The 24,518-nt window shown below is 42.0% G+C and carries 23 protein-coding genes; 10 read left to right on the top strand and 13 right to left on the bottom strand.

From position 1 onward, the window contains the following. Positions 1-61: 61 nt before the first annotated feature. The 6 genes from AB0756_RS21665 to petC form a co-directional block, all read right to left on the bottom strand. Complete coding sequence (locus AB0756_RS21665; protein WP_038089729.1) at positions 62-253, bottom strand: DUF6887 family protein; 192 nt, start codon at positions 251-253, stop codon at positions 62-64. 204 nt (positions 254-457) lie between these two features. Continuing rightward, a complete protein-coding gene (locus AB0756_RS21660; RefSeq protein ID WP_038089733.1) occupies positions 458-688 on the bottom strand; it encodes a photosystem II protein, Psb35-related in 231 nt (76 codons plus the stop codon). A gap of 176 nt (positions 689-864) precedes the next feature. Then, positions 865-1,131, bottom strand: a complete 267-nt coding sequence (locus AB0756_RS21655) for a hypothetical protein (RefSeq protein WP_237265949.1) — start codon at positions 1,129-1,131, stop codon at positions 865-867. 134 nt (positions 1,132-1,265) lie between these two features. Then, a complete protein-coding gene (locus AB0756_RS21650; RefSeq protein ID WP_237265950.1) occupies positions 1,266-1,571 on the bottom strand; it encodes a Uma2 family endonuclease in 306 nt (101 codons plus the stop codon). A gap of 416 nt (positions 1,572-1,987) precedes the next feature. Then, positions 1,988-2,989, bottom strand: a complete 1,002-nt coding sequence (gene petA, locus AB0756_RS21645; protein WP_038089735.1) for a cytochrome f — start codon at positions 2,987-2,989, stop codon at positions 1,988-1,990. Between the two features lie 185 nt (positions 2,990-3,174). After that, entirely contained in the window at positions 3,175-3,714 is a 540-nt protein-coding gene (petC, locus tag AB0756_RS21640; protein ID WP_038089737.1) for a cytochrome b6-f complex iron-sulfur subunit, read from the bottom strand. A gap of 224 nt (positions 3,715-3,938) precedes the next feature. On the opposite strand from petC, the gene AB0756_RS21635 reads away from it, so the two are divergent. Continuing rightward, positions 3,939-4,247 (top strand): DUF3067 family protein, encoded by a 309-nt coding sequence (locus tag AB0756_RS21635; RefSeq protein WP_038089740.1) that lies wholly within the window; start codon positions 3,939-3,941, stop codon positions 4,245-4,247. A 58-nt stretch (positions 4,248-4,305) separates the two neighbouring features. Here the strand turns inward: AB0756_RS21635 and AB0756_RS21630 are convergent, their stop codons facing one another. The 3 genes from AB0756_RS21630 to AB0756_RS21620 all read right to left on the bottom strand — a co-directional run bounded on the left by AB0756_RS21630 (position 4,306) and on the right by AB0756_RS21620 (position 7,068). Next, complete coding sequence (locus AB0756_RS21630; protein ID WP_038089743.1) at positions 4,306-4,641, bottom strand: tRNA-binding protein; 336 nt, start codon at positions 4,639-4,641, stop codon at positions 4,306-4,308. Then, positions 4,638-5,480: a twin-arginine translocase subunit TatC gene (gene tatC / locus AB0756_RS21625; RefSeq protein WP_038089746.1), complete on the bottom strand. Its 843-nt coding sequence runs from the start codon at positions 5,478-5,480 to the stop codon at positions 4,638-4,640. Before tatC ends, AB0756_RS21630 begins: the two co-directional genes overlap by 4 nt. Positions 5,481-6,354: 874 nt before the next feature. Beyond that, positions 6,355-7,068 carry a hypothetical protein gene (locus tag AB0756_RS21620; RefSeq protein WP_038089750.1) on the bottom strand — a complete coding sequence of 238 codons (714 nt, stop codon included), beginning with the start codon at positions 7,066-7,068 and terminating at the stop codon, positions 6,355-6,357. A gap of 299 nt (positions 7,069-7,367) precedes the next feature. On the opposite strand from AB0756_RS21620, the gene AB0756_RS21615 reads away from it, so the two are divergent. Continuing rightward, entirely contained in the window at positions 7,368-8,699 is a 1,332-nt protein-coding gene (locus AB0756_RS21615) for a P-loop NTPase fold protein (protein WP_038089752.1), read from the top strand. Next, on the top strand, positions 8,675-13,717 hold the full coding sequence (locus tag AB0756_RS21610; protein ID WP_038089755.1) for a WD40 domain-containing protein: 5,043 nt from the start codon (positions 8,675-8,677) through the stop codon (positions 13,715-13,717). Before AB0756_RS21615 ends, AB0756_RS21610 begins: the two co-directional genes overlap by 25 nt. A gap of 90 nt (positions 13,718-13,807) precedes the next feature. Here AB0756_RS21610 and AB0756_RS21605 read toward each other — a convergent pair whose 3' ends face one another. After that, positions 13,808-16,000 carry a lytic transglycosylase domain-containing protein gene (locus tag AB0756_RS21605; protein ID WP_050046819.1) on the bottom strand — a complete coding sequence of 731 codons (2,193 nt, stop codon included), beginning with the start codon at positions 15,998-16,000 and terminating at the stop codon, positions 13,808-13,810. Between the two features lie 724 nt (positions 16,001-16,724). Here AB0756_RS21605 and AB0756_RS21600 point away from each other — a divergent pair. Beyond that, positions 16,725-16,964 carry a type II toxin-antitoxin system RelN family antitoxin gene (locus AB0756_RS21600; protein ID WP_038082387.1) on the top strand — a complete coding sequence of 80 codons (240 nt, stop codon included), beginning with the start codon at positions 16,725-16,727 and terminating at the stop codon, positions 16,962-16,964. Beyond that, a complete protein-coding gene (locus AB0756_RS21595) occupies positions 16,954-17,190 on the top strand; it encodes a hypothetical protein (protein WP_336604385.1) in 237 nt (78 codons plus the stop codon). Before AB0756_RS21600 ends, AB0756_RS21595 begins: the two co-directional genes overlap by 11 nt. 186 nt (positions 17,191-17,376) lie before the next feature. Here AB0756_RS21595 and AB0756_RS21590 read toward each other — a convergent pair whose 3' ends face one another. From AB0756_RS21590 to AB0756_RS21580, 3 genes are all read right to left on the bottom strand, one after another. Then, a complete protein-coding gene (locus tag AB0756_RS21590) occupies positions 17,377-18,636 on the bottom strand; it encodes an FAD-dependent hydroxylase (protein ID WP_038082385.1) in 1,260 nt (419 codons plus the stop codon). Positions 18,637-18,719: 83 nt separating this feature from the next. Further along, positions 18,720-19,268 (bottom strand): SH3 domain-containing protein, encoded by a 549-nt coding sequence (locus AB0756_RS21585; protein WP_038082384.1) that lies wholly within the window; start codon positions 19,266-19,268, stop codon positions 18,720-18,722. Between the two features lie 118 nt (positions 19,269-19,386). Continuing rightward, entirely contained in the window at positions 19,387-20,901 is a 1,515-nt protein-coding gene (locus AB0756_RS21580) for an AAA family ATPase (protein WP_038082383.1), read from the bottom strand. A 126-nt stretch (positions 20,902-21,027) separates the two neighbouring features. Here AB0756_RS21580 and AB0756_RS21575 point away from each other — a divergent pair, with 126 nt between their 5' ends. The 5 genes from AB0756_RS21575 (at position 21,028) to AB0756_RS21555 (ending at position 24,422) form a co-directional block, all read left to right on the top strand. Then, complete coding sequence (locus tag AB0756_RS21575; protein WP_153021451.1) at positions 21,028-21,168, top strand: hypothetical protein; 141 nt, start codon at positions 21,028-21,030, stop codon at positions 21,166-21,168. Between the two features lie 42 nt (positions 21,169-21,210). Beyond that, entirely contained in the window at positions 21,211-21,525 is a 315-nt protein-coding gene (locus tag AB0756_RS21570) for a hypothetical protein (RefSeq protein ID WP_038082382.1), read from the top strand. After that, the gene (locus AB0756_RS21565; RefSeq protein WP_038082381.1) at positions 21,522-21,905 is read left to right on the top strand and encodes a hypothetical protein; all 384 of its coding nucleotides are present in this window, start codon (positions 21,522-21,524) and stop codon (positions 21,903-21,905) included. Before AB0756_RS21570 ends, AB0756_RS21565 begins: the two co-directional genes overlap by 4 nt. A gap of 250 nt (positions 21,906-22,155) precedes the next feature. After that, positions 22,156-23,157, top strand: a complete 1,002-nt coding sequence (locus AB0756_RS21560) for an AAA family ATPase (RefSeq protein WP_038082379.1) — start codon at positions 22,156-22,158, stop codon at positions 23,155-23,157. A gap of 110 nt (positions 23,158-23,267) precedes the next feature. Next, complete coding sequence (locus AB0756_RS21555) at positions 23,268-24,422, top strand: vWA domain-containing protein (protein WP_038082378.1); 1,155 nt, start codon at positions 23,268-23,270, stop codon at positions 24,420-24,422. Positions 24,423-24,518: the final 96 nt, after the last annotated feature.

The raw sequence follows: 24,518 nt of genomic DNA, 5'->3' as shown, positions 1-24,518 counted from the left end.
ACAAACAAAGCCCGCCTGCGCGGGCTATTTGATAAAGGATTTTCAAGTATCTGAGGGGGATTTACTGCTGTGACTGATTTATGCGCTTTCGCAATTCAGCCTCAAATTCGTCATCTGTACTCACAGTCACTCGCCCAGATCGAGAACGAATTATGCTTAGATAGTGCTGAAATGCGTCTTCATCTTGAGGATTTAGTCGCACGTACTCGCGTAACTGCTTTTCTGTCATTGCTTCATAATTTGATTGAGTCATCCGATTATGACCTCCCCGTTTTCCAGAACTTCTAGAAGCACAGACCGATTATCAATGCATTTAGTTGTCTACCTCTTTGCGATCGCTACTCACTCTATTGGTTTTCCCTAAAACTAACAATAAACAAAGCCTCCAGCTTTACACTGGAGGCTGCAATATGCAAAAAACAAACCGTATTTTCTCTGTAAAACCCAATTCAACAATCTATCGAGGCAGATTGTTGCTCGCATAAGCATCCATGCTATAAGCCGGAGTGCGATCGCTATAATCAATATCTTGACCTGTAATGGACTTAGCTAGTCTTTCAAAAGAGCCAGAACGCCAGTTACGTTCGTGGATGGGCTTTCTTTGTTCGCCTAAGAAGTAAGCTTGAGTACCAATTAAGGCAGCTGCTGCCCAACCTACAACAAATAGTGCAATCAATAGAGTCATCATAGTTATCACCACGTCTTTTATTTAAGATTTATATTTATCTGTAAATAAATGTAACAAATTAGAAATAAAATTAACAACATAGGCTATAGTCGCGTTGACCGATAAACGAGGTACGGGCTTCCGCACTATACAAAAATCCCTCGTTTTTACGGAGGGATAACGTGCTTGGGTGAGAATTAGATATTGTCGGGGTCAATATTTAATTCTTTCAGTTTGGCTGCTAAACGCTGTGCTTTCTCTTCAGCTGCTTGTTGTGCTTGTTCAGCCGCTTGTTGTGCAGAGGCTTGTTCTTCAAAACTTAGAAGTGTTTGGCTTGTTGCTAGATCGTAAAAGCGCATTTCCCCTTCTTTAAGTCGCAACTCTAAACCTAGGACTTCACTTGCTAACGATACTGTACCGTCTGCTAAGGTAGTGGTGGTGACAGGGAGATAATTGCCATCCACTAACCGTAAACCCTGAAGTGGAGGGTTGAGATAATCTCCTGTGGGGTCATATTGATAGTACTCCCGTACTCCTAAAAAAGCGTAAATTCCTTTTTTTGCACCTTGGTCTTTGCTTCAGTGGTTTTTGAAGTAACTTATAGCACAAAATCGGGCGTTTTCTCGTTCTCCTCCCAAGTTTTGTAGCTGCGACGTTGACGATTTTCTACACCAAAAATGACAAAGACATCTGGTGAGACAACCGATTCCGGGACTCCTTGTTCGTAGTAAATAAATAGATTTCCAGAAACATAAACATCAGGACGGTTTTGGAAATAAATTCCCAGGGATTTTACTGAATAGAGTAAATATTCGCGTGTTTGGTCGCTTTCAGCCACAGGCTTACCGTCCTCATCTGGATATTCAATTGGAGTAATGGGGAAATACTCAGCAGAAACTGCCATTGGTTGTCCCTCCTCGGAGCGCGGATTAGTTTTTATGGTATCGCTTAAACCATCACATCTTCTGATGTATCTCTAACTTTGAAATAGTAATAAAGATTAGCGATCGCTATATCTGATGCCTGCTTTAAATTAGATGTAACTAACCCTCTACTAATGATAAATCGCGATCTAAATGGACATACATATAATCCACAATTTGCGTTTGGGCAATCTTATATCAATTACTCCCTTTCCGCCATAAGACTACCGATCTTCTTCTCCTCTTTCCTCTGTGTCCTCTGCGCCTCTGCGGTTCATTTAATTAAGAAATCTTCGAGCGGGAAGGGAGTAACTTCATTTTTTACAGAGCAATCATTATGCAAACAAAAAAGACAGGCAAAAGCCTGTCTCATAACTGATGATTTAGCTCTAAAAATTTAGAAGTTCATTTCAGCAGCTTGGACTTTTTCCACTTGCTTCTTCTTGAGAACAAGCATAGCTTGAGCCAACATAACAAGTGCGATGAAAGCAATCAACCACTGAACTCTTGTAGCATCTTGCAACACAATTTCAGCATCATCTTGACCAAATCCACCTACATTGGGGTTATTTGTCAAAGAATCACCAGATTGAACTGCTTGTCCTTCAGAAACAATCAATTCGGGTCCGAGGGGAACTTTATCTACCACTGTTTCCCCAGATTCACTTTGGATGCTAACTTCAAACTTCGTGTTTCCGTCTTCATCTTCTACTCTGGCAATTTTGCTCACCGTACCAGTCGCAGAAGCTGTGTAAACAGCATTGTTGCTCTTTTCTCCAGTTGGGTAAACTTGTCCGCGTCCTCGGTTAGCACCTAGGTGAACGGCAAACTTTCCAAACTGTATGTTCTTATCTGTTGCAGGGTTAGGGGAAAGAACGGGGAAAACAACTTCTTGATACTGTTCGCCGGGTAAGGGTCCAACAATAACAACGTTTTCCGAATCTTCTTTATACGGTTGGAAGTAAACGTCGCCGATTTCTTCTTTCCACTCTTCAGGAATGCGATCTTCAGGCGCAATCTTAAAGCCTTCTGGAAGCATCAGCACAGCACCAACGTTTAAGCCAGTTTTGGAACCGTCAGCACCCACCTGTTGCACACTTGTATCGTAGGGAATTTTTACCACGGCTTTAAATACCGTGTCAGGGAGAACAGATTGGGGAACTTCTACTTCTGCTGGCTTCGCCGCTAAGTGACAGTTAGCACATACAATCCGCCCTGTTGGTTCGCGAGGAGTTTCGGGGTAGGTTTGCTGCGCCCAGAAAGGATATGCTGAAGCTGCTTGAGGAAGGGCTAGATCGCTTGTGAAGAACAATGTCACTGTTGCGATCGCTACGAGCAATGTTTTGACGATTACTCTAGCACTGCGAGTCAAACTCGCTGTTGTAGAAGCATTTCTCATCTCTATAAGGACAACAAAGAGGACGATTAAAGGTTAAAGAGTATTTTGGACTTTGGATGAGTGGATTTTGGATTGGGATTTTGGATTTGATTCCAAAAGTCGCCACTACAATCTAAAGAATAATTTTTCATTTTTAGATTGCTTTAAATTTGAACCCAAAATTATCAATCTAAAATCTAAAATTTTTATGCCCACCAGGGGTTTTCGCCGGTGCGGAAGTCTGTTTCAGTCCAAGGAGTTAGAACAATTTTGTCCTCTTCCACTTTTGCATGACTGAGAGCTAAAGATAGTGGGGCGGGACCGCGCACTACCTTACCAGTAGCATCATACTGGGAACCGTGACAGGGACACTTAAACTTGTTCTCTGCTGTATTCCAAGGCACAACACAACCCAGGTGAGTACATACGGCGTTAATACCGTAATCGCCTATCGCCTCTTTGCTGTCTACCACAATATAGGTAGGATCTCCTTTTAGTCCCTGAACCAGAACGCGATCGCCTACATTATGGCTGTCTAAAAACTTGTTCACGCTGACATTGTTCCCCAGCTCGTCTTTTGCGGTTGTACCACCACCTGCACCACCCGCTGCTGGGGGAATAAAATACTTGACAACGGGATACAAGACTCCCAAAGCGACTCCGGTTACAGTTCCAAAAGTCAAAAGATTCATGAATTGACGACGCCCCATATCGGGAACGTCCACTGATTCAGAAAATTGAGCCATAACCTACGCGTTCTTCGTGTATTTTGTTAACAAATGTGACGTTTTTACTCAAAAGGTAACCCAATCGAGTAAAGATTTAATGCCCATAATTGATGCTGAAACTTGCTTCTCTAAAGATGTTTTCAGCATCTTTCTTAGTAGCATTACATTTCTTTATAGTCCTATCATACTGGAGTAATGGAACTTAACATCATAACTAAATGTAAAAATATTTGAGAAGAACTATGACAGGACAGGAATTACGTCAACTGTTGCTTGAGAAGTGGGGACATTCATATGATGTTCAGTTACGTCGGACACAGGGTAAAATATTTCTTCAAATTATGTGGAAATACTTAGAACAAGCTTCTTTTCCCTTGAGTGAAGCCGAGTATGAGGAGCATCTAGAGAGCGTTGCTAGCTATTTAGATAACTTAGGTGGAGCTATACAGGTACAAATGTTTATTAGAGAAACGCGAGAGCGTCCCCGACTCGGTAAAGCGGTCAGCATTCCTTTAGACTTGGGCGAGCGTGCTACAGAATGGCTCGTGTAATTCTGCACGCACGCATACATCCTCAATCCCTTCTAAAGTAACACATTATACATTCTAGTTATGAGATTTTTTTTCCTAAAGGCACACTTCGGTCGGGCTGTATCAGTACGACTTCACCATTTTCTATGACTACGCCTAAAACCAGAACCTCAGACATAAAATCAGCAACTTGTCGGGGAGGAAAGTTAGTTACTGATAACACCAATTTATCTATTAAATCTTCTTTTTGATAAATTTTGGTGATTTGAGCACTAGATTTTTTTATGCCCAGATCGCCAAAATCTATCCAAAGCTTATAAGCTGGTTTTCGTGCTTTGGGAAAATCTTCTACTCTGATGATTTTGCCAACGCGAATGTCTACTTTTTCAAAGTCCTCGAATGTAATTTGGGTCATTTTCCAGTCAGCTTAACCAGACCTATACCACCAAAGTAAAGCCCCAAAACGGCTCCTGCTAGAAGACTTTGAGTTAATGGATCTGTGGAAGGTGTAAGAACAGCTCCTAAAACTACTGCTCCCAGAATAACGTAACGCCAACCGGAAAGCATTCGCTCAGAAGAAACAATTCCTAGATTTCCAAGCAGTATTTGAATGACAGGAATTTGAAATGCCAATCCAGTGCTAAATAACAGCAACAAGACAAATTCAAAATATTTATCAATAGACCAGAGCTGTTCTACAACATCTGCACCATAACTGATAAAGAATTTTAAGGCAGCTGGTATAAGTAAAAAATAAGCAAATACTAAACCCCCTCCAAAAAGAACACTGGAACCAAGAACCACAGGTGCTAACAACCGTCGTTCGCGACGTGTCAGCCCTGGAAGCACAAACTGGATAATTTGGTAGAGCACAAAGGGGCTAGCAAGTAGTATCCCTGTATAACCTGCAACTTTGACAGAGACGAAGAAATATTCTCCTGGCGCAAGTTGGAGGAATTTTACTCCCTGTGCTGGGACTTCTAGTAACCGGACAATGGGTTTAACTGCAACAAAGCAACCAACAGCACTGACGGCTAGAACTGCTAGAGAGTAAAAAATGCGCTGTCGCAACTCCTCCAAGTGGTCGAACAGAGACATCTCAACCTCTCCGGGCAATTCATCAAGAGGATCGAGATCGGAATTGCCATCGTCTTCTTGGAGGTTAACACGAGGGGAAGTTGAAGCAGTTTCCCGGTCCGAGTCCCAGGGTTCGTCAAACTGCTGTTGGGTTTCTACGTCTTGAGAAGGCGTCATGAATCAACAATTTAGGGCATTACCTGTTAACTATTGTATCTGGGGAAGTCACTAACGAGGGTTTTTTGTTACCTTTGCTATCTTTTTCCGGTTGCTTGGGAATTTTCTTGGAATCGTTAATGTAGGGAGTTGTATGCTGGGCTGTAGCACCTTTAAAAAATGGAACTAACTGTTGACAATTAAGTCAATAGCTTTAAGAAGTATTGACTTAATTCGTTAGAGAGTAACAAAAACTCCTTTTACTTAAATTTTATAAAAAATTGCATCTGCTTTAACGTAATTAAACATTTCTCGCCGAGGTTTGTATGAGTAAAACAATTTGTGTAGGATTCATTTCATTTTCTGTTTTTTTAGGCAATATAGGTCAAGGTTTTGCTAGCAGTCATGCTGAGAACCAATCCTCCAAATATCAAAGTTTTACCCGGACGAATTCCATTATGAGTAGCATAAAATCTTATAAGAGTGATATAAATTTCTTATTTTCTGCTAGAGATGAGCAGAAAGGTGATTGTCTTCGCTATGGTGACTGCAAGCGTTAAGATGTCATTTTTTATTATTGATTGACCGGAGTTGTGCATATTTCGATCGATTTTTATATGAACTATTTTTTTGCATATTTCTAACGCATGAGAGTATAGAAATCATAATTTCATTTTGGAAAAATTTGGATGGCTAATGGCTAATAGCTAATGGCTAATGGCTAATGGCTTTTCGAGCGTTAGTAATTAGGAATTATCAGTCTTTACTCTTATTTTTATATTTCATTTATGACTGCTATAGAAATCATAATTTCATTTGAAAAATCTACGTAAGGCGGGCAATAACCAAGCTACAGTAACGAAAATTTTTTATAAATTATTTAGGGCTGCTACCTTTATACTGAAAAACCATAATTTTCAGGAAATGGCATGGAACCGAGATGTGGATGACTTAAGGCTAAAAGCCCATTACCTTCCTTGAAAACAGTATAAAAACAGGAGAGAATCAAAGATTGCAGGCTTTCTACATATTGTTCGTTACCGTTTCCTCGCGTTCCAATTGCGGAAACTCCTTGAATAAATTCATGACTTGGCACCTCTTGAAAAACTTCCTCAAGAGTGCCTAAAACAACAGCAATATCTTCGGGCGGTACAAACATATTCCCTAAATATCCTGGAAGTCTACCTGCGCGTTCCCAACCTAAACCACCCCACAACATTTCAGGCGCACCCACACGATTGGTCCTGACTAGCTCTAATAAAGCTTGACTCATTGGTACGGAAATAATTGGAGCTTCACCTATAAAGAGATTATCAAAAATTTCTGCAAAAGCACGTGGGAAGAAAAGATGGTAAGCATGATGCAAATCATCCCAATCAAAGGCATCTGGAGTTTGCTGTTTGTCAACAAAAGCCTTGGGAATATAATAATTGAATATCTCTTTGTCTCGGGCATGAAATTTGCTCTCATATTCAGTTCTCTTCTGGAGAAAATTTTGTAACTTATAAGAGATTTGCGATCGCTCAACAGCTTGCTCAAATACTTGTTTGACATTGAAAACATCTGTTGGCGGTACTTTGAACAAACACCAAACTGGTTCTGCACCCATAATTCAGTTACTTTTACTACATAAATTATTTTTTTACTACTAGAGTTTAAATCATCCCCCTACTGACCGATAAATATATCTAAGGGAATATCCGGAAGACCTGAGAGAAATTTTGTATCTTAAAGTTAAATTGCAGCAACAGTTAAGTACAAATTATCACAAGCTAGTGGTGGAAGCTCTCCGACTTCCATAAGGATACAGGTGGTCAACAAGCAGTGACACCCCTTATTCACCATTCTGTAGTCGGGGAGGTGACAGCTATAAAATTACCCGTATTTATTAAACGAAATGGATAAATTATGCTTCTAGATTTAGAACGATTTTATCAAGCCTGCAATCCAAGCCGACCTCTGGTGATGGGAAACGCTAGCGATCGCCAGTATTATATTGATTTTACTTCTGTGCGAGGCGGCAAGATTATAGAAGCGCTACAACGCACAATTACTAAAATATCTCCGGATACACGAACCTGTCAGCTTTTTACAGGTCACATTGGCTGTGGGAAGTCAACGGAGTTGCTGCGGCTAAAAACTGAGTTAGAGCAAGAAAAATTTCATGTTGTGTATTTTGAGTCTACCCATGTTTTGGAAATGGTAGATCTGGATGTGACAGATATTTTTCTAGCAATTGTCGGTCAGGTGAGCGAAAGCCTTGAAGCGATGAATCTTCACGTAAAACCTGGCTACTTTGCTAAGTTATTTGCGGAAATTGTGGATTTTCTGCAAACTCCAATGGATTTAGAGGTGCAAGGAGAGCTATCTGTCGGTATTGCCAAAATTACAGCTAAGACAAAAGAAAGCCCCAAGTTACGGCGTCGGTTGCGGGACTATTTAGAACCAAGAACTGAAAACATTTTGCAATCCATTAATGAGGAATTGCTTGCTCGTGCTAAGAAAGAACTAAAAGCTCAAGGTAAAAAAGGGCTAGTTGTTATTGTTGATAACTTGGATCGGGTAGCTATCAGACCTCTACCATCTGGACGGTCTTTACCAGAGTACTTATTTATTGACCGAGGCGAACAGTTACGCAAACTTGATTGCCACTTAGTATACACTATTCCTCTTGCCTTAACTTTCTCTAACGACAGCGCCGAACTTCAGCACCGTTTGGGGGGTGGGGTAGCTCCTAAAGTCTTACCTATGATACCTGTAAGGCTGCGTTCTGGAGAAATTTATACTCAAGGACTGGCGCTCATGAGACAGATGGTGCTAGCTAGAGCTTTTCCTGACGTTCATCCTTCAGATAGGTTAAATTTGATCGCAGAAGTGTTTGATTCTGTCGAAACTTTAGATAGGCTGTGTTTGATTAGCGGTGGTCACGTGCGGGATTTACTGGGACTGCTATATGACTGTTTGAGAGAACAAGACCCTCCCTTTGAACGGGAATGCTTGGAACTGGTGATTCAAAGACACCGAGATTTCCGCGCTAACCCAATTGACTCCGACGAGTGGGAGTTACTCTTTCAGGTGGTACAACAGCAAAGAGTCAGAGGTGATATAGAATATTACACTTTGTTGCGAAGTCTTTTTGTCTTTGAATACCGCGACCATCAAGGAGTCTGGTTTGCTCTCAACCCAGTTTTAGCAGAAACGCCAAAATTTCAATCATGGCTGAACAGTACCCTCTCATAAATTTCATTGCGACTAACGAGCGTTCCTTAACAAATTTAAGGCGAGCTATTGTTTTCTCTCAAGGTCAATTCTCGCTAGTTTTGGCTTGCTGTAACTATGAAGCTTTGCGAGAGCAAATGCTGCAAAGACTGTCAGAAATTTCTTCGGAAGCATACCAGATTGAGAAGCTAGTGGTTCCGCCCAACACCATCAGCCTTTATACTAAACTTCACTTACAACCTACTCCCGAGCACTCATTAGTCTTGATGGTTTTAGGTTTGGAGTCAGTATCTGCACTTGATGACCTCCTAACTACCATCAATCACGTGCGGGATGAGTTCCGCAAACGCCACCATTTTCCTATGGTTTTTTGGGTAAATGACAAGGTACTGCAAAAAATAGTACGCTTGGCTCCAGATTTTGCAAGTTGGGCTGCTACTCCTATTAGATTTGAACTGACAACTGAAGAGTTGCTCGCATTTCTACAACAAAAAACCGATTCTCTGTTTGCAGAAATTTTAAACACCAACGCTACACAGCACGCAGAATCTTTAGTGAGTTGTGGTAATAAGACTTTGGGTTTGGTTTCTAAATATAGCAGTTATGAATTCCTCTGTGCTGTTAAAGATCTGCAAAATCGCGGTATTAAGCTAAACCCTGAATTGAACGCCAGTTTGGAATTTGTTTTTGGTTTGGATGATTATGTGAGCGATCGCATAGATTTGGCTTTGGAACATTTTCAGCAAAGCTTGCAGTTTTGGCAAAAGCAAATCAGGGGAGAGGGGGGAGACAAGGAAGAAAATTCTACCTTGTCCTCCATGTCCCCCTATCTTCTTCGCCAGGGAGTCGTTCTGTTTTATATTGGGCTGTGTTATTTCCGTTTTGCCGAACGTCACTATTCAGAAAACCCTTTGCCATGGCAAGAAGCTAAATCTTATTTCCAGCAATGCCTTGATATTTTTGAAGTGGTTGGGCGTGACGATATCGTGGCTCAATGTATTGCTCAACTCAGTGAGGTGTTGCAAATTTTGCACGATTGGGAGGAGTTACAAAAAGTTGCTACAAAATCTCTAGAGTTACACAGAATCTACGGGACTCAAATTCAACTCGCTTGTGACTATAGTTTTTTGGCTGAGGTCGCTCTAGAGCAGTCAAATTGGGAAAAAGCAACTCAGCTTGCACAAGCATCCTTGTCTTGCTTGGCAAAAGCAAGACAAGATTGCGATCGCTACCCAAGTTTGTTTCCCGTGCTGTTAAAGCAAATATCTCAATTAGTATTAGCTCAAGCACTCTTGCATTTGGGTGAGAAAAAAAAGGCTCTCAAACGTTTGAAAACGGCGAATCGCCAATTAGAAACTGCTTTAGAAAGCAGCGACCATCGATACGATGCTCATCGTTATATTCGCCTTCTGCGGAAAATGCGATCGCTCTACTTTGACTCGGGTCGGTATTTAGAAGCCTTTTGCATCCGTCAAAAACGGCGTTCTGTCGAGCAGCAGTATGGTTTGCGTGCTTTTATTGGCGCAGGTCGCCTGCAACCCCAACAACCAAAGACAAAACCTACTTTGGATTTGCGTGCAGCAAGCACCAGTATTGCTTTGGAAATTGATGCTTCCGGGCGCAAGCGCGATATTGATAGCTTAATTGGCAGAATTAGCCGTCCCGACCAAAAACTGACGGTGATTCACGGTCAATCTGGCGTGGGTAAAAGTTCTACCGTGGCTGCGGGACTGGTTCCTGCACTGCAAAACACAGCGATTGGCGACCAGATTGCTGTACCTGTTGTATTGCGAATTTACACTCAATGGGTTCGGGAATTAGGAAAATCTTTAACAGAGGCGCAACTTCAAATTCAACAGAGTGCAAGTGCTGCTTTAGCCGAGCCGAACATACTTGAATCTGAACATTATATTCTGGAACAGTTACAAAGAAATGCTAAGAATCATTTCATTACCGTCTTAATTTTTGACCAGTTTGAAGAGTTTTTCTTTAGCTGTCCCGAACACAATAGCTTGCAACATTTTGATAAATTTATTTGCCATTGCCTCAATATATCTTTTGTCAAAATAATATTTTCTATACGAGAAGATTATTTACATCGTTTATTAGAATTTAGGCATCTGGCTAAACAGGAGCAGATTAACGATAATATTTTAGACAAAAATATCCGCTATCAGTTAAAAAACTTTGCCCAAGAGGATGCTAAAAATTTTATCTTAAAGTTAACAGAGCGATCGCATTTTTATTTAGAGCCTGCTTTAATTGATGCCGTCGTACAAGATTTATCGACAGAATTAGGAGAAGTTCGTCCAATAGAGTTACAAGTTGTGGGAGCACAACTGCAAGATGAGAGGATTTCAACGCTGACAGACTACCAGCAATTTAAATCTGGCAAACTCATTGAGCGATATATCAAACAACTCATCAAAGAATGCGGTCCCGAAAATGAAAGAGCAGCATTACTGGTTTTATATTTATTAACAGATGAAAACAAAAAGCGCCCTTACAAAACTTATGGTGAATTAGCATCCCAATTAGCAGAATTAGAACATCAAGAAAAATTAGAATTAGTCTTAGAAATTTTAGTGCGTTCTGGATTAGTCGTGCTCTTTCCCGACCAACCCGAACGCCGCTATCAATTAATTCATGATTATTTAGTAGATTTGATTCGTTACCTGCAACAAGCAGAATTGAACTTACAAACCCAACTACAAAAGTTACGCAACCAAGTACAGCAAAGGGAAACAGAAATTTACCAGTTAAAAAGCCAACTAAAGAAAAAACAGCAGCAATTTCAACAGGTCAACAGCCAACCCCAACAAGGTCGGGATTTACTGACAGAATTAAAAGAATTACGCAAACGAGAAACACAAAGTCAGATTGAAATTGAACAACTCAATGTAGAATTGCAACAGCAAAAGTTACAAGCAGAACTGGCAAATAGCAATCGTTCGCTAACAATAGCGCTTGCTGGTTCAGTCATTCTTATAGTGGCGTTTGCAGCCTCTTTTATTTCAGCTTTTCAATGGAGACAAGCGCTCATTAGCGAAATTCGAGCTATTAGTGCAACGAGTGAAGTACTCCTCAGCTCGGGAAGAGATACGGATGCTTTGAAAGAAGGTTTAAAAGCAGGTAGAAAACAGCAAAATGCTATATTTCCAGATGCAGATACGCGCTTGCAGGTATTGGGGACGCTTTATCAACTGGTTTTTTCTGGAGGTGAAAGAGCAAGCCAACGCTTACAAGGGCATAGTTTCGGCGTGAATAGCGTCAATTTTAGCCCCGATGGTAAGGTCTTAGCCTCAGCAAGTGCTGATAATAATATTATACTTTGGAATACCAATGGTAAAAAGTATAAAACTTTACCCATACACTCTGATGTTGTTAACAACGTGAGTTTTAGCCATGATGGTAGAACTGTAGCTTCAGCCAGTCAGGACAAAACTGTAAAACTTTGGAATTCAAACACCGAGCAGGTAACAACCTTAGTAGGGCATAAAGGAGTTGTCAATAGTGTCAGTTTCACTCCTGATGATGAAATCATTGCCTCCGGTAGTAGCGATAACACTATCAAACTTTGGTATCGAGATGGTAAGCTTTTTAAGACTCTGTTAGGTCATAAGGCTGCTGTCTTAAGTGTCGCTTGGTCGCCTAATGGTCAAACCCTTGCTTCAGCCAGTACGGATAAAACAATAAACCTTTGGAATCGAAACGGAAAATTGTTAAAAACTATACCTGGCCATACTGATGCGGTGAGGAGTGTCGCTTGGTCTGGAGACGGAAGGGCGATCGCTTCAGCAAGTTTGGACAAAAGTGTCAAACTTTGGAGTCGCGAGGGTAAATTGCTAAGAACTTTAACCGGGCATAATGATAAGGTCACAAGTGTTAGCTTCAGCCCGGATGGTCAGATCGTCGCTTCAGCAAGTACCAACAAGACAATCAAGTTTTGGAGTCGCGATCGCGGAATTCTATTAGCAACCTTAAAGGGTCATGGAGATTGGGTCAATAGTGTCAGTTTCAGCCCTGATGGAAAGATGTTCGCTTCTGGAAGTCGGGACACAACGGTCAAACTTTGGAAATTGCAGGATGTGTTAAAGTCCAAGTTTGGAGATCATTCTGGGGACGTGAATAGTGTCAGTTTTTCACCTCAAGGTGATTTGATTGCTTCTGCTAGTCTTGATAAAACAGTTAGAATCTGGAATTCAGAAGGAAAACTACTTCATATTTTGAAGGGTCATAAGGATGGAGTTTGGGGCGTCAGTTTTAGCCCAAAAGGGGATAGGCTTGTCTCAGCTAGCACGGATGCTACGCTCAAGTTGTGGAAACGCGACGGTCAGCTGCTCGAAACACTGTCAGGACATCAAGGTAGGGTTTTAAGCGTGTCTTGGAGTTCTCAAAATATTATCGCTTCAGGCAGTAAGGATAAAACTATCAAATTGTGGAGTCAGAACGGTAAGCTGTTAAAAACTTTGTTGGGACACAAAGGTGTTGTTAATTGGGTGAGTTTCAGTCCGAACGGGGAGTTATTAGCATCAGCTAGCGATGATAAAACAGTGAAGCTTTGGACTGCTGATGGTAAGTTCCTGAAAACTTTGTCGGGGCACAGAGATGCAGTTTTTAGTGTAGCTTGGTCTCCTGATGGCAGTAAAATTGCTTCGGCTAGCGATGACAACACGGTAAAGCTTTGGACTGGTGATGGTAAGTTCCTGAAAACTTTGTGGGGACACAGAGGTGCAGTCACTGGAGTCAGTTTTAGCCGAGATGGGGAAGTACTGGCGTCAGTAAGCGATGACAATACGGTAAAGCTTTGGAACCGCGATGGTGTCTTACAAATCAGTCTTAAGGAAAAGGATAAGCTCACCAGCGTTAGTTTAAGTTCTCACAAGAACTTGATGACTTTTGGTAGTGCCAGTGGTTCTGTGTTTCTACGCAATTTAGAAGACATAACACTGGAAAATTTACTACTTCGGGGGTGCGATTTGCTCAAGGATTCTTCGTCGCAACTGATAAATAGCGATCGCAAGCTGTGCCCTAATTGAACGCATCTCCGCCTCGGGGGATCTCACAGAGGAGGCGGATCTGTCCGCGATTCATTCCCAGGCGAAGCCTGGGAACGAGGGGGGGGTTGCTTACCGTGCTGATAGCTGAGCATGCTCTGATGAATATTTTGCAACTAACTGGGACATTTCAGGGTTGTAAAGCCGCAGATAATTCCAGTAGTTACCAAATACCTGACGTACATAATTTTTTGTTTCATCAAAGGGAATTGCTTCGACAAACTCATCTGGATCTTGTTTTGGAAGAGCTTGCAGCCACTTAGAAACGTTACCCGGACCAGCATTGTAACTGGCGATCGCGAGCATGGAATTATCTTTATATTGCTCGTGGGTATGATCTAAATACCAAGTTCCCAACATAATATTGTCATTGGGATTTTCCAAGTTAATTTTTTTGCTATCGACTTTAATTTGTGGAGCAATCCATTTAGCTGTGTCTGGCATCACCTGCATTAAACCAGTAGCACCAGCTACCGAACGGGCTTTTGCCTCAAATCGAGATTCTTGACGCATTAAAGCAGTGACCAGCACGGGATTGATCTCGTTCTTTGCCGACCACTTTTCAATTTCCTTCAGATATGGTAATGGGTAACGAGCTTGCCAGTAAGTGATTTGCTTGCTGAGATCCTCATATTCAGCTTTTTCTTGTGGTTTTTCCCTGTCTTCCAGCCTGGAAATCTTGTCAATACCGATTAAATATTCGCCTTTTGCCAACCGCATCAAACCTTCAGTGTATTGTTCTGCCACTGTTGGCTGCATTTTATTAACAAATTCTGTTTGCCACTGCAACCAAGCATCGCGATCTTGACCGAGTAAATACAATTCCTTAAAAGTTTCCGAACCTGCAGTTGGTACAGTACGCTGATAGGGGACAACTTTCGGGTCGAGACTCCGTACATTATTAAAGTTGCCAACATTAAGACCTAGAACTGCAGCCGCACGCCATGCATAGTAAGAGTAAGGGAAGCGGTTAATAACATACTCATAAGCTTTTTTCGCTTCCTGGGTTTTCCCTATTTTTGTTGCCCATTTCCCTACCCAAAAACCAGCCCTGGGAGCCAGAATGCTGTTAGGGTTATTAGTAGGTATTGGACCTGCCCACTGCCAAGCACCATTAAAGTCTTTGGCTTTGGCTTTTTCTTGGGCAATTGTCCAACGATATTCTGCTGCTTCTTCAGTGTTACCAAATTTGGTAATTAGCAACTGCAATGCTTGATTGGCTCCCTTTGGATCTTGAGCCTGTAGAATTTTGGCTTTTTCCGCGAGTGCTTCACCTGCTTTTTCAGGGAATTTGCTGACAACTTTGTCAAGATACGGTATAGCATCCTTACGGACTTGTGCCATTTCTGCCAGACGCAGTAAGCCATTTCCCGTTTCTTCAGCATCAGGGAATGCTTTCACAAGTTGTTGATAAGCCGCAATTGCTTCCGGACGTTTTCCACTCACCTGATATCCCCGTGCTATACGGTAGAGATTGCGGGGTGTCCGAGAAGCTTTGGTATAAGCTTCTGTGGCTTTGGAAAATTCACTATTTTCCCAGTACGCTGTACCTACGATTTCCCATTCTTCAGGCTTGAGGGTGGGGTCATTTGCCAGCTGGTCTAATATGGGAAGGATACCTGATTGGTCGTAGGCGTGTTTTGCCAAAATCAGCTGCAATTGTGGCTGAAGTGGATTTTCTTGCAACTGCTGGCGGATAATTTCCCAAGTTAAAGGATTTGAGGGAAATTGCTCAATGGCTTGCGCTTGATAGTCTGGAGTTGCTATCAAGTATAGGGCTTTAACAGCAGCAGGTTCTTTAGAATATTTTTTCACCACCTTTTGCCGCAAATCTGAGGCTTTGCCTTCTTCCCCAAGAATATCCTGTGCTTGTGCTTGTTTGAGCAAAACATAGGGTGCTAGACGTGGATAATCGTCCTCTAGCCCTGTTAGTAACTCTAGCGCTGGTTTGGCTTGCTTCTTTTCAATCAAATCGCTAGCCAAAAGATAACGGGCGCGATTTCGGTCTTGCAAGTCCCGCCCCTTTGCCAGAGCCGCTAGTTTTGTACTGCGTTCATGTGGGGACTGTGACACCAGTGGAAGCACGGCGGAGTTAGCTGTGCTCACTTTTGAAAGCTGCTCAGTTGAATTGTTAGTAAACCGCAGCCAATGCCCAAAGGATTTACTAAACTGAGGCGCGGACACCATTGCACCTGCTAGGAAGGCACACAATCCAGCACCTGCAATGAGAGGTATATATTTTTTCTTTTGTCGTTGCTTCAGCATTGATACCCGCTGAAAATTTCACATGAATTTCTTGCAACTCTAGCATCACTTGCGGACAATGTCGCTACTTTTAACTTTTGTATTCCTAATTTGGGGATCGTTATAGATGTTTCTCTTTTCTGGATGCGAATTCCAGCCATTTAAGTTAAAAATTTTGCATTTTTGTTTTTCTCTTTGCTTGTACAGTAAGGATTTAGCAATCTGCTGTAGAAGCAAAGATTGCCAGATTGTTTGCTACAAACTCTCACCTGTATATCTCTTTCTTCCTTATATAATGGTCAAAATCCTTCCCTAGGGGGAAGAAAAGGTATGTTGCCATTTCAGTCAAAAAAGTTTCTATTTTCTATTTCCCTCGGGTCTCGATCGGAGCTTGTTACATGACTCCATATTGTCATCTTGCGATCGCTAAGTTTTAAATTTTTCTAAACCATAGAGAAAATTGATGTATCTACATATACTAGCTTGGAAAATCGAATATTTAGTTTATCCTAATTAAATGTTGCAATTATTGCATTCTAAGAAAGAAATTAACCGCAGATAAACGCAGACGAAAGCAGATAAATTTGTACCTCAGTAGGTTGGGTTGAGGAACGAAACCCAACTATATTAATTATGTTTGGCGATTTTAAATTGGCTTGATAAATGACCTCGTAATGATAATTTTGCTAAGATTATTGGTACAAATTATGATAAGAAGATAAACCTACAGACTTGTGGAGGAAAAATGAGAGCGCAAGAAGTAATGGGAAGCGTTGATGATAAAGGTTTTCTGTGTTTGGATGAACCTCTTACGGTTCAAAAGCATAGCCGTGTTAAAGTAATTGTTCTATTTGTGGAAGACCAGGTAGAAGATGATGAATCAAAAGAGTCTATATTAGAAAGTCTTCGTATTTCATTACAAGAAGCAAAAGCTGGAAAAACTAGACCTGTTTCAGAACTGTGGGACGATATTGATGCAGAATGAAACACCATTCGTTCAAGTTCAATTTACAGAGCAATTTCAGAGCCGATTACGCACGTTGTCTAAAAAATATCCTCATATTCGGTCTGACATTCAACCAATAATTGGACAACTACAAGTAGGAGATTTTATTGGCGACCAAATATCTGGAACAGGGAATACTGTTTTCAAGGTACGAGTCCGAAACAGCGATATCCAGAAAGGTTATTCTCCTACTCATCTACTCTAAAAGCGAACAAGCAGATGTTGCAGCAGAGGAGATTAAGTTAGTTATAAAAGATTTTCAAAAAGACAGTAGTACTTTGCCAGAAACAAACCAGGAGTAACATTTAGATTATAGTTAGGACTAAGTAGGTGGGATCTGACTTTTTTCGTGCCCACCTACTTATGTAATCGTGCTTCAACGCCAAGAAGTTCATCGCAAAGCAAGTTTGGGAGTTTTCCCCTTCAAGCCAATCATCAACTTTAGAGCAAAGATTTTCAGGAAAGGAACTTGTCGCATGACTCGCAAACCAATGCGACGAACGATAGCGACTGGCAAAATGTTATTAGAAAAAACTCTATCTAACAAATCGGTAAAACCTAAGATGGTTAAGTTTTCTGGTTTGCGCCAGCGTTCGTATCTTTTGAGAGTTTTGATATTGCCAATATCTTCACCTTTCTCATGGGCTTCTTGCAGGACTTGCGCCAAAGCAGCTACATCTCGAATCCCTAAATTTAATCCCTGTCCGCCTACAGGATGGCAATTGTGTGCTGCATCCCCCACTAAAGCTAATCGATGGAGGACATAGCGATCGCTTTGCATGAGTTGAACTTGGAAAATAAAGCGATCGCCGAGTAATTCCAACCGACCCATGTGATTGCCAAATCGTGTTTGTAATTCTGCTAAAAACTGTTTGTCATCCAAAGCACACAAAGCTTTTGCTTCTTCGTGAGGAGCAGTCCATACAATCCGGCAACGGTTTCCTGGCAGTGGTAATATTGCAAAGGGACCGCTGTACCAGAATTTTTCATAAGCTGTGTTGTTGTGAGATTTTTCTGGCTTAACAAAAGCCACGATACAAGATTGCCAATACTTCCAACCTTTAGTTGTAATACCAGCAGCTTGACGAATGGGAGAACGGGAACCATCCGCAGCGACTACCAATTTGCTGCGGACTGTCCGCATTTCACCAGCCACTTTGATATCTACCATCACCATCTCTGGTTGGTAGTGGATCTTCACAACTTCTGCAGGGCACAGATACGTAACATTGTGGCAATCTTTCACAAATTCTTGTAAAGGGTGTAACAGTGCTTGATGTTCTGCCACGTAACCCAAATCTTTTGTACCGATATCTGATGTTTGCCATTCTACAACGGTAGGATGATCCGCATCGGAAAGGCGAACTTGGCGATAAATTTCGATCTTGGGCAATATTTTGTCCCAAACACCAATTCCTTGATATATCAGCGCCGAAAGCATATGTACGGCATAGGCTTGTCCTTTGGCGACAGCTGCTGATTCCACTTTTGCCTCAATCAGCAGCACGCTCAACCCAGAATCTTTCAGCGCAGAGGCTAGGGTTAAGCCAACAATTCCGCCGCCAACAATAACCAAATCGTAGTCGTACCCCCGCTTATGTGTCGAGGTTTGGGGGAGAGAAAGGGTTGGAGAAAGCTGTGCTTGCGCCATTGTTAAGATAAATTACAGCGTTTTAATTTATATTTTGACGCAAACAGGCAGTGAAGGGCAACAGTGACTGGTGACACCTTAGTTTACTGCTCTGGTGTTTGTTCTGCTTGTTCGGAATCTTCCTGTTCGTTCACTTTTTGTGTATTACCAGTTTTGACCCAACCTTCTTGGTCGCTACCTACGATCCGTATCCTTTGCCAGCCTCCATTTTCTTGCAGAACGATCACTCGAGAATTAAAGCCAACTCCACCAATACGTTCGGCTTCTGTTTGCGCTTCTGCTCGTAAACTTAAACCTTGTGGCCAAGTCACGCGTGCTCGGTAAGCTCCTGGTGGTAGTTTTTTTGGTGCTTCTTCTTTAGCCTTAGGTGATTCCGTAGGATCTGGAGTTGAGTCAGCAGAAGTTTCAGCTTTTGTCTCTGGTTGAGAATTTGATTTTTTTGCCGTGCTTTTAGAAACTACAGCTTTTGGATTTTTCCCTTTCACTGTGGGTAAATCGTTGGCAAAGATGGGTTTTGGAGGTGGAGTGGAAGTTCTATTCATAAAATATAGAGCTGTAGCAACACCACCTCCTACAAGAATGGCAAGCGCTAAGGAAATCCCAAGTATAAATTTAAATATGTTACCAATCATACTGACACCCTCAAGGTTAATCGTCACTAGTCAATAGTTAACAGTCAATAGTCAATAGTCAATAGTAATTATCGCTAAAATTATTATTTACAGACGCGCCATAGCGCGTCTCTATAGGTTACTGCAGTTGTCGTTGAATGCGATTGCTGAGAGAACTGTGTTTGGAAGCCAACCTAGCTCTACCTGCAGCCGCCCACTCTTGCAGTTTCTGAATTTGCTCGGTAGCAGTTCTTGCCAGAGGGATGATTTGACTGGCGGCTTCTAAAATATCATCTGTTGTGAAATCCCGGTTTTGGCTGAATCCAATATGCATGGCTTCAATCAAAGTTTGCTCAATTTCCGCTCCAGAAAAATCAGGAGTTTCATAAGCAAGTCTTTCAAGATCGTAATTTTTTATATTATGGGGACGCAACCGAGTTAAATGCACGGTAAAGATTGCTTTTCTCTCTTCTTGGGTCGGTAACCCAACAAAGAAAATTTCATCAAAGCGCCCTTTTCTCAGCATTTCTGGTGGTAGTGCTTGGATATCGTTAGCTGTAGCAACGACAAACACGGGTGAAGTTTTCTCAGCTAACCAGGTAATAAATGTCCCAAATACACGGCTTGTGGTTCCTGCGTCTCCTTTACTACCAAGCCCGGAGAATGCTTTATCTATCTCGTCTATCCATAAAATGCAAGGTGCAAGGGCTTCTGCAACTTGTATCATTTGTCGGGTCCGAGATTCAGATTCACCCACCAAACCACCAAATAATCTTCCTACGTCTAAACGTAATAAAGGTAAATGCCAGTGATGTGCGATCGCTTTTGCAGTCAGAGATTTCCCCGTTCCCTGAATCCCTATAAGTAGCAAACCTCTCGGGTGCGGTAAACCGTATTGTCGTGCTTTGTCTGTAAACGAACCACCACGTCGAAGCAGCCAATCTTTGAGGTTATCGAGTCCGCCAATATCGGAAATTTGTTCTGTCGCTGGGTAAAAGTCGAGAATTTGAGTTTGACGAATGGTCTGACGCTTTTCTTCTAGAACCAAGTCTACATCTTCTGGTAAGAGTTCGCCATGAGTTGCGATCGCCCTTGCCAAAACTCGGCGAATCCTTTCCATAGATAGCCCTTGGCAAGAGCGCACTAAGTCATCCATCACCTTAGTAGAAAGGGAGTTCCCAGTTGCTCCCAACAAGCGTTCTATTTCCCCTCTAATTTCCGATCCTGAAGGTAAAGGGAACTCCAAAACAGTTAAAACTTCCGTTAGGTCATCAGGAATGGCAATTCTGGGAGACAGCAAGACGATATTTTTTGGTTGCGACTTCAGAAGTCGGGCGAGGTTGCGAAGTTTGCGAGAAATCGCCACATCATCTAAAAATCGATGGTAATCGCGAAGAATAAACACAGCAGGTGCAGACGCAGGGACTTTTTCCACAAATTCCAAAGCCTGCAAGGGATTGCGACGACCAAAACCTGCATCATTTGGATTACCTTGGTAACCATCCACAAAATCCCAAGTATAAACTGGACGATTACCCTGATTTGCTGCTTCTTCCCGGATAGAGGCTTCCAAGCGTTCCTCTTCATAGGTGGGAATGTAGATCAAAGGGTAGCGGGCGCGGAGCAGCAATTTAAACTCATCACGAAAAGTCATAGGTAACAGTCATGAGTCATTGGTTATGTAGTCATTAGCCATTAGTTGAGAGCCAAAAGTCAAGACTCTAGAGGCAAGAATATAATTTGCTATGTTAGCCTCCAAAAACTCGTAAATCATAACAGCATGAGAGTAATTCTGGATATTCCTCAAGAGTTAGCGATACAAAACAGTTCCTTGGAAATTCCCCAGACCAGTTTGTTAACAACCATGGATAAGTATTTACTATATGCGATCGCTCTTTCGTTCATCGTCATTGTCGCCTGAGACATATAATTGAAGTAATACCTTCAATCGCTTTGATTCAATATGGCTCAGCTATCCCAGCCACGTCGAACACGGATACTGCCACAGACTATGGTAAAATCTGAAGAATTACATTACCGTACAACGCAACGTCGTGAACTTGGTACGCAGTGTCGTACTATTTTTGAACGCATTCGTCCCCAACTCATTGAAAAGCATTACAACTGGTTTATCGCCATTGATGCGGATAGTGAAAACTACCTTTTGGACTTGAAACTAGAAGGTTTGCTACAACAAGTTCGCGATCAATATCCTAATCCAGATGCCAAACTCACTATTTTTCGCCTGAATGAAACTGGAGCCTGTGGTAGGATATGATTGCAGGCAGGTTTGGTGACAACGGAGAATTATTCTTTGAAATACAACTGGTAGCAGCTAATAACGAACAGTTTGAAGTTGAAGCGCTGTTTGATACAGGATTTACAACAGGGTGGCTGGGGATAAATTTTCAAGACCTAGAAGCTCTTGAGTGGTCAATAATTACACCAAAAATAGAAATGCAGACCGCGAGAGGGTCAGAATATTTTGATTTATACGAAGGAAAAGTCATTTTTGATAACAAAGAATTTATAATTCCCGTTCATGTAGGAGAGGAACTTTCTGATACTTTGATGGGTTTGCTCTGGTTAGATATCATGCAGCTAGTTGTGAATAAACCAAGAGGGATTTTGACACTAGAAGCAATGGAAATAGATTAATTTGATTAGTAATTTTTGATCGCTGCTACTACCATTTTTTCAACTTTGTTGGACATGATTACGAATTGGTAAGCCAAATTCTGCTGCAATGATTGGGTGGGGGTGGGTAATCAATGCTTAAAGCATATAGACTATTCTTCTACCAATTCTACAAACCAAGCGCTAGCGTAAAGCGTGTGATGGAAACTACCTGTATTTTTCATTCCTTAAAAAGGGAACACTAAGGGGAGAATTGTGCGGCTAAAATTCTATGACCCCCAGTGAACTCAAAGCTTATTTAGGCAACCTAATCCGTAAAAACTTGCATATCAGCACAATGATCTGGGGAGCACCCGGTATTGGTAAATCAAGTATTGTAGGACAACTTGCCCAAGAACACGATATTGATTTTGTAGATGTGCGCCTCAGCCAACTTGCTCCTACAGATCTGCGTGGATTACCCGTGGCTGAAGATGGTATTTCTAAATGGTATCCGCCAGAATTTCTTCCCCGTAGCGGTAAGGGCATACTGTTTTTAGATGAACTGAATATGGCTCCTCCCGCAATGCAAGGAGTTGCCCAACAATTGATATTAGACCGTCGCGTCGGTTCTTACATAGTTCCCCATGGTTGGTTTGTGTGGGCTGCAGGTAACCGCAAAGAAGACCGTGCTGCCGTATTTGATATGCCTGCGCCTTTAGCCAACAGGTTTTTACATCTTGAAGTACAAGCAGATTTCGACAGTTTCAAAGCTTTCGCCTTAGAAACAGGAGTACACGAACAGATTATTGCCTTTCTCTCCTTTCGTTCAACCTTATTACACAAACTCGACCCGCAACAACCTGCTTGGCCCTCTCCCCGTTCTTGGGTAATGGCAAGCCAACTGCGTCATGCTGGCTTGGATATTTCTCCTGCTGTCGGTACGAGTGCGGCGGCTGAGTTTGTAGCATTTATCATTCTTTACGAAACCCTACCAAACCTAACCCCCATTTTAGAAGGCAAAGGAAACAATATTCCCTTTCCCACAGAACCAAGTGCAAGATACGCAACTGCCATTGGCTTAACAGTACGTGCGACTGATGCCAACCAAGCTTACAATGCCTTTACTTGGTTAAACAAAGTTGCAACAGCAGAGTGGGTGCAGTTATTTGCTGTGGATTTATTTCGAGTCATGCGGAGTAAAGGACAAATGGGAATGTTAGCAAACTTTGTTAAAAAAGATCCCGATTTGCAAAAGTTTTTACAAGATTTCCAGCAACTCGTAGCACTGTAATGCAAAATTGAGAATTTTAGATTTTGGATTGGGAATTGGAGATAAGGTTTTCCCCCTCATCTCCCTCATCTCCCTCATCTCCCTTGTCCCCGTGTCCCCCTTGTCCCCTCATGACAGATACCCAAAAAATTATCAGCGCCTCCATACTCCGCGTGCGGATGAAGTCGCCCTTTTTTGCGACTTTAGCAATGTTCGCCCGGTTTGTTCCCACCCAACAACTATCAACAGCAGCAACGGATGGTAAAGACATTTTTTTTAATCCAGATTATTTACTCTCTTTACCTCCATCTCAACAGGATGGGCTCTTACTCCACGAGGTTTTACACGCCGCATTGCTTCACGTCCTGCGTCGGGGTGTGCGCGATGCTACCTTATGGAATATTGCTGCTGATATTGTTGTCAATGGAATCATTTCTCAGCAAGATAAATTTGATCTTCCTTCAGGTGGTTTGCGAGATCCCGAGCTAGAAAATCTTAGCGTTGAAGAGGTTTACGAATTGTTACTCAAAGATGCTCATCTTTGTCTGCATTTACCGGAACTGGATTTACTCTCGCAAGCACCGGGGATGGGATCGGGTGACTCTGGAATATTTTCGCCTGGGGATAGTCTTTCGGAAGCAAGAAAAGCTGCTATGGAAGCAAACTGGCGAAATGCTTTACAGCAAGCCTCTGTTATTGCTCGTACAACTCAACATGGCAACTTACCCGGTGGTATGGAGCGGGAATTAGGAGCATTAACTTCTGCTCAGATTGATTGGCGTGCTTACCTTTGGCGCTATTTAGTACAGACACCTACAGATTTTTCGGGTTTTGACCGCCGCTTTATTGGACGCAAGCTGTACCTAGAAACCTTACAAGGTGAATCGGTTTATGTTTATGTAGCTATTGATACTAGCGGTTCTATTGACAACCAGCAACTGCAAATGTTTTTCAATGAAGTTCGAGGAATTTTAAATGCTTATCCCCATCTTCAGTGCGAGTTGTACTACGCAGATGCTGAGGCTTACGGACCCTATGAACTGAATTCCGATAGCACCATACCAAAACCTAAAGGTGGAGGTGGTACATCATTCGTGCCATTTTTTGAGAAAGTTGCCACAAGTTGGGATCGGCAAACTCAAGGTGTGTGTGTTTATTTAACAGATGGTTATGGTGATTTTCCGGAGGAAAAACCCGAATTACCCGTATTGTGGGTGGTAACGCCCGGAGGATTGGCTTTAGAGGAGTTTCCTTTTGGCGAAGCTGTACGGTTGCTATCTGTTTGAAAAGAGTTCAGTAAAAATATCAAAGTAATTTTGGCAATAGCTATGACAAATTAGTAACCAAGCACTCTTGGAGTGAAATTCAGTTTAAATAAAATC

The sequence above is a fragment of the Tolypothrix campylonemoides VB511288_2 genome, assembly GCF_045999855.1.
Classification (GTDB): domain Bacteria; phylum Cyanobacteriota; class Cyanobacteriia; order Cyanobacteriales; family Nostocaceae; genus Scytonema; species Scytonema bouteillei_A.
Note: the sequence above shows the minus strand (reverse complement) of the source record. Positions and strands in the feature narration are given on the sequence as shown.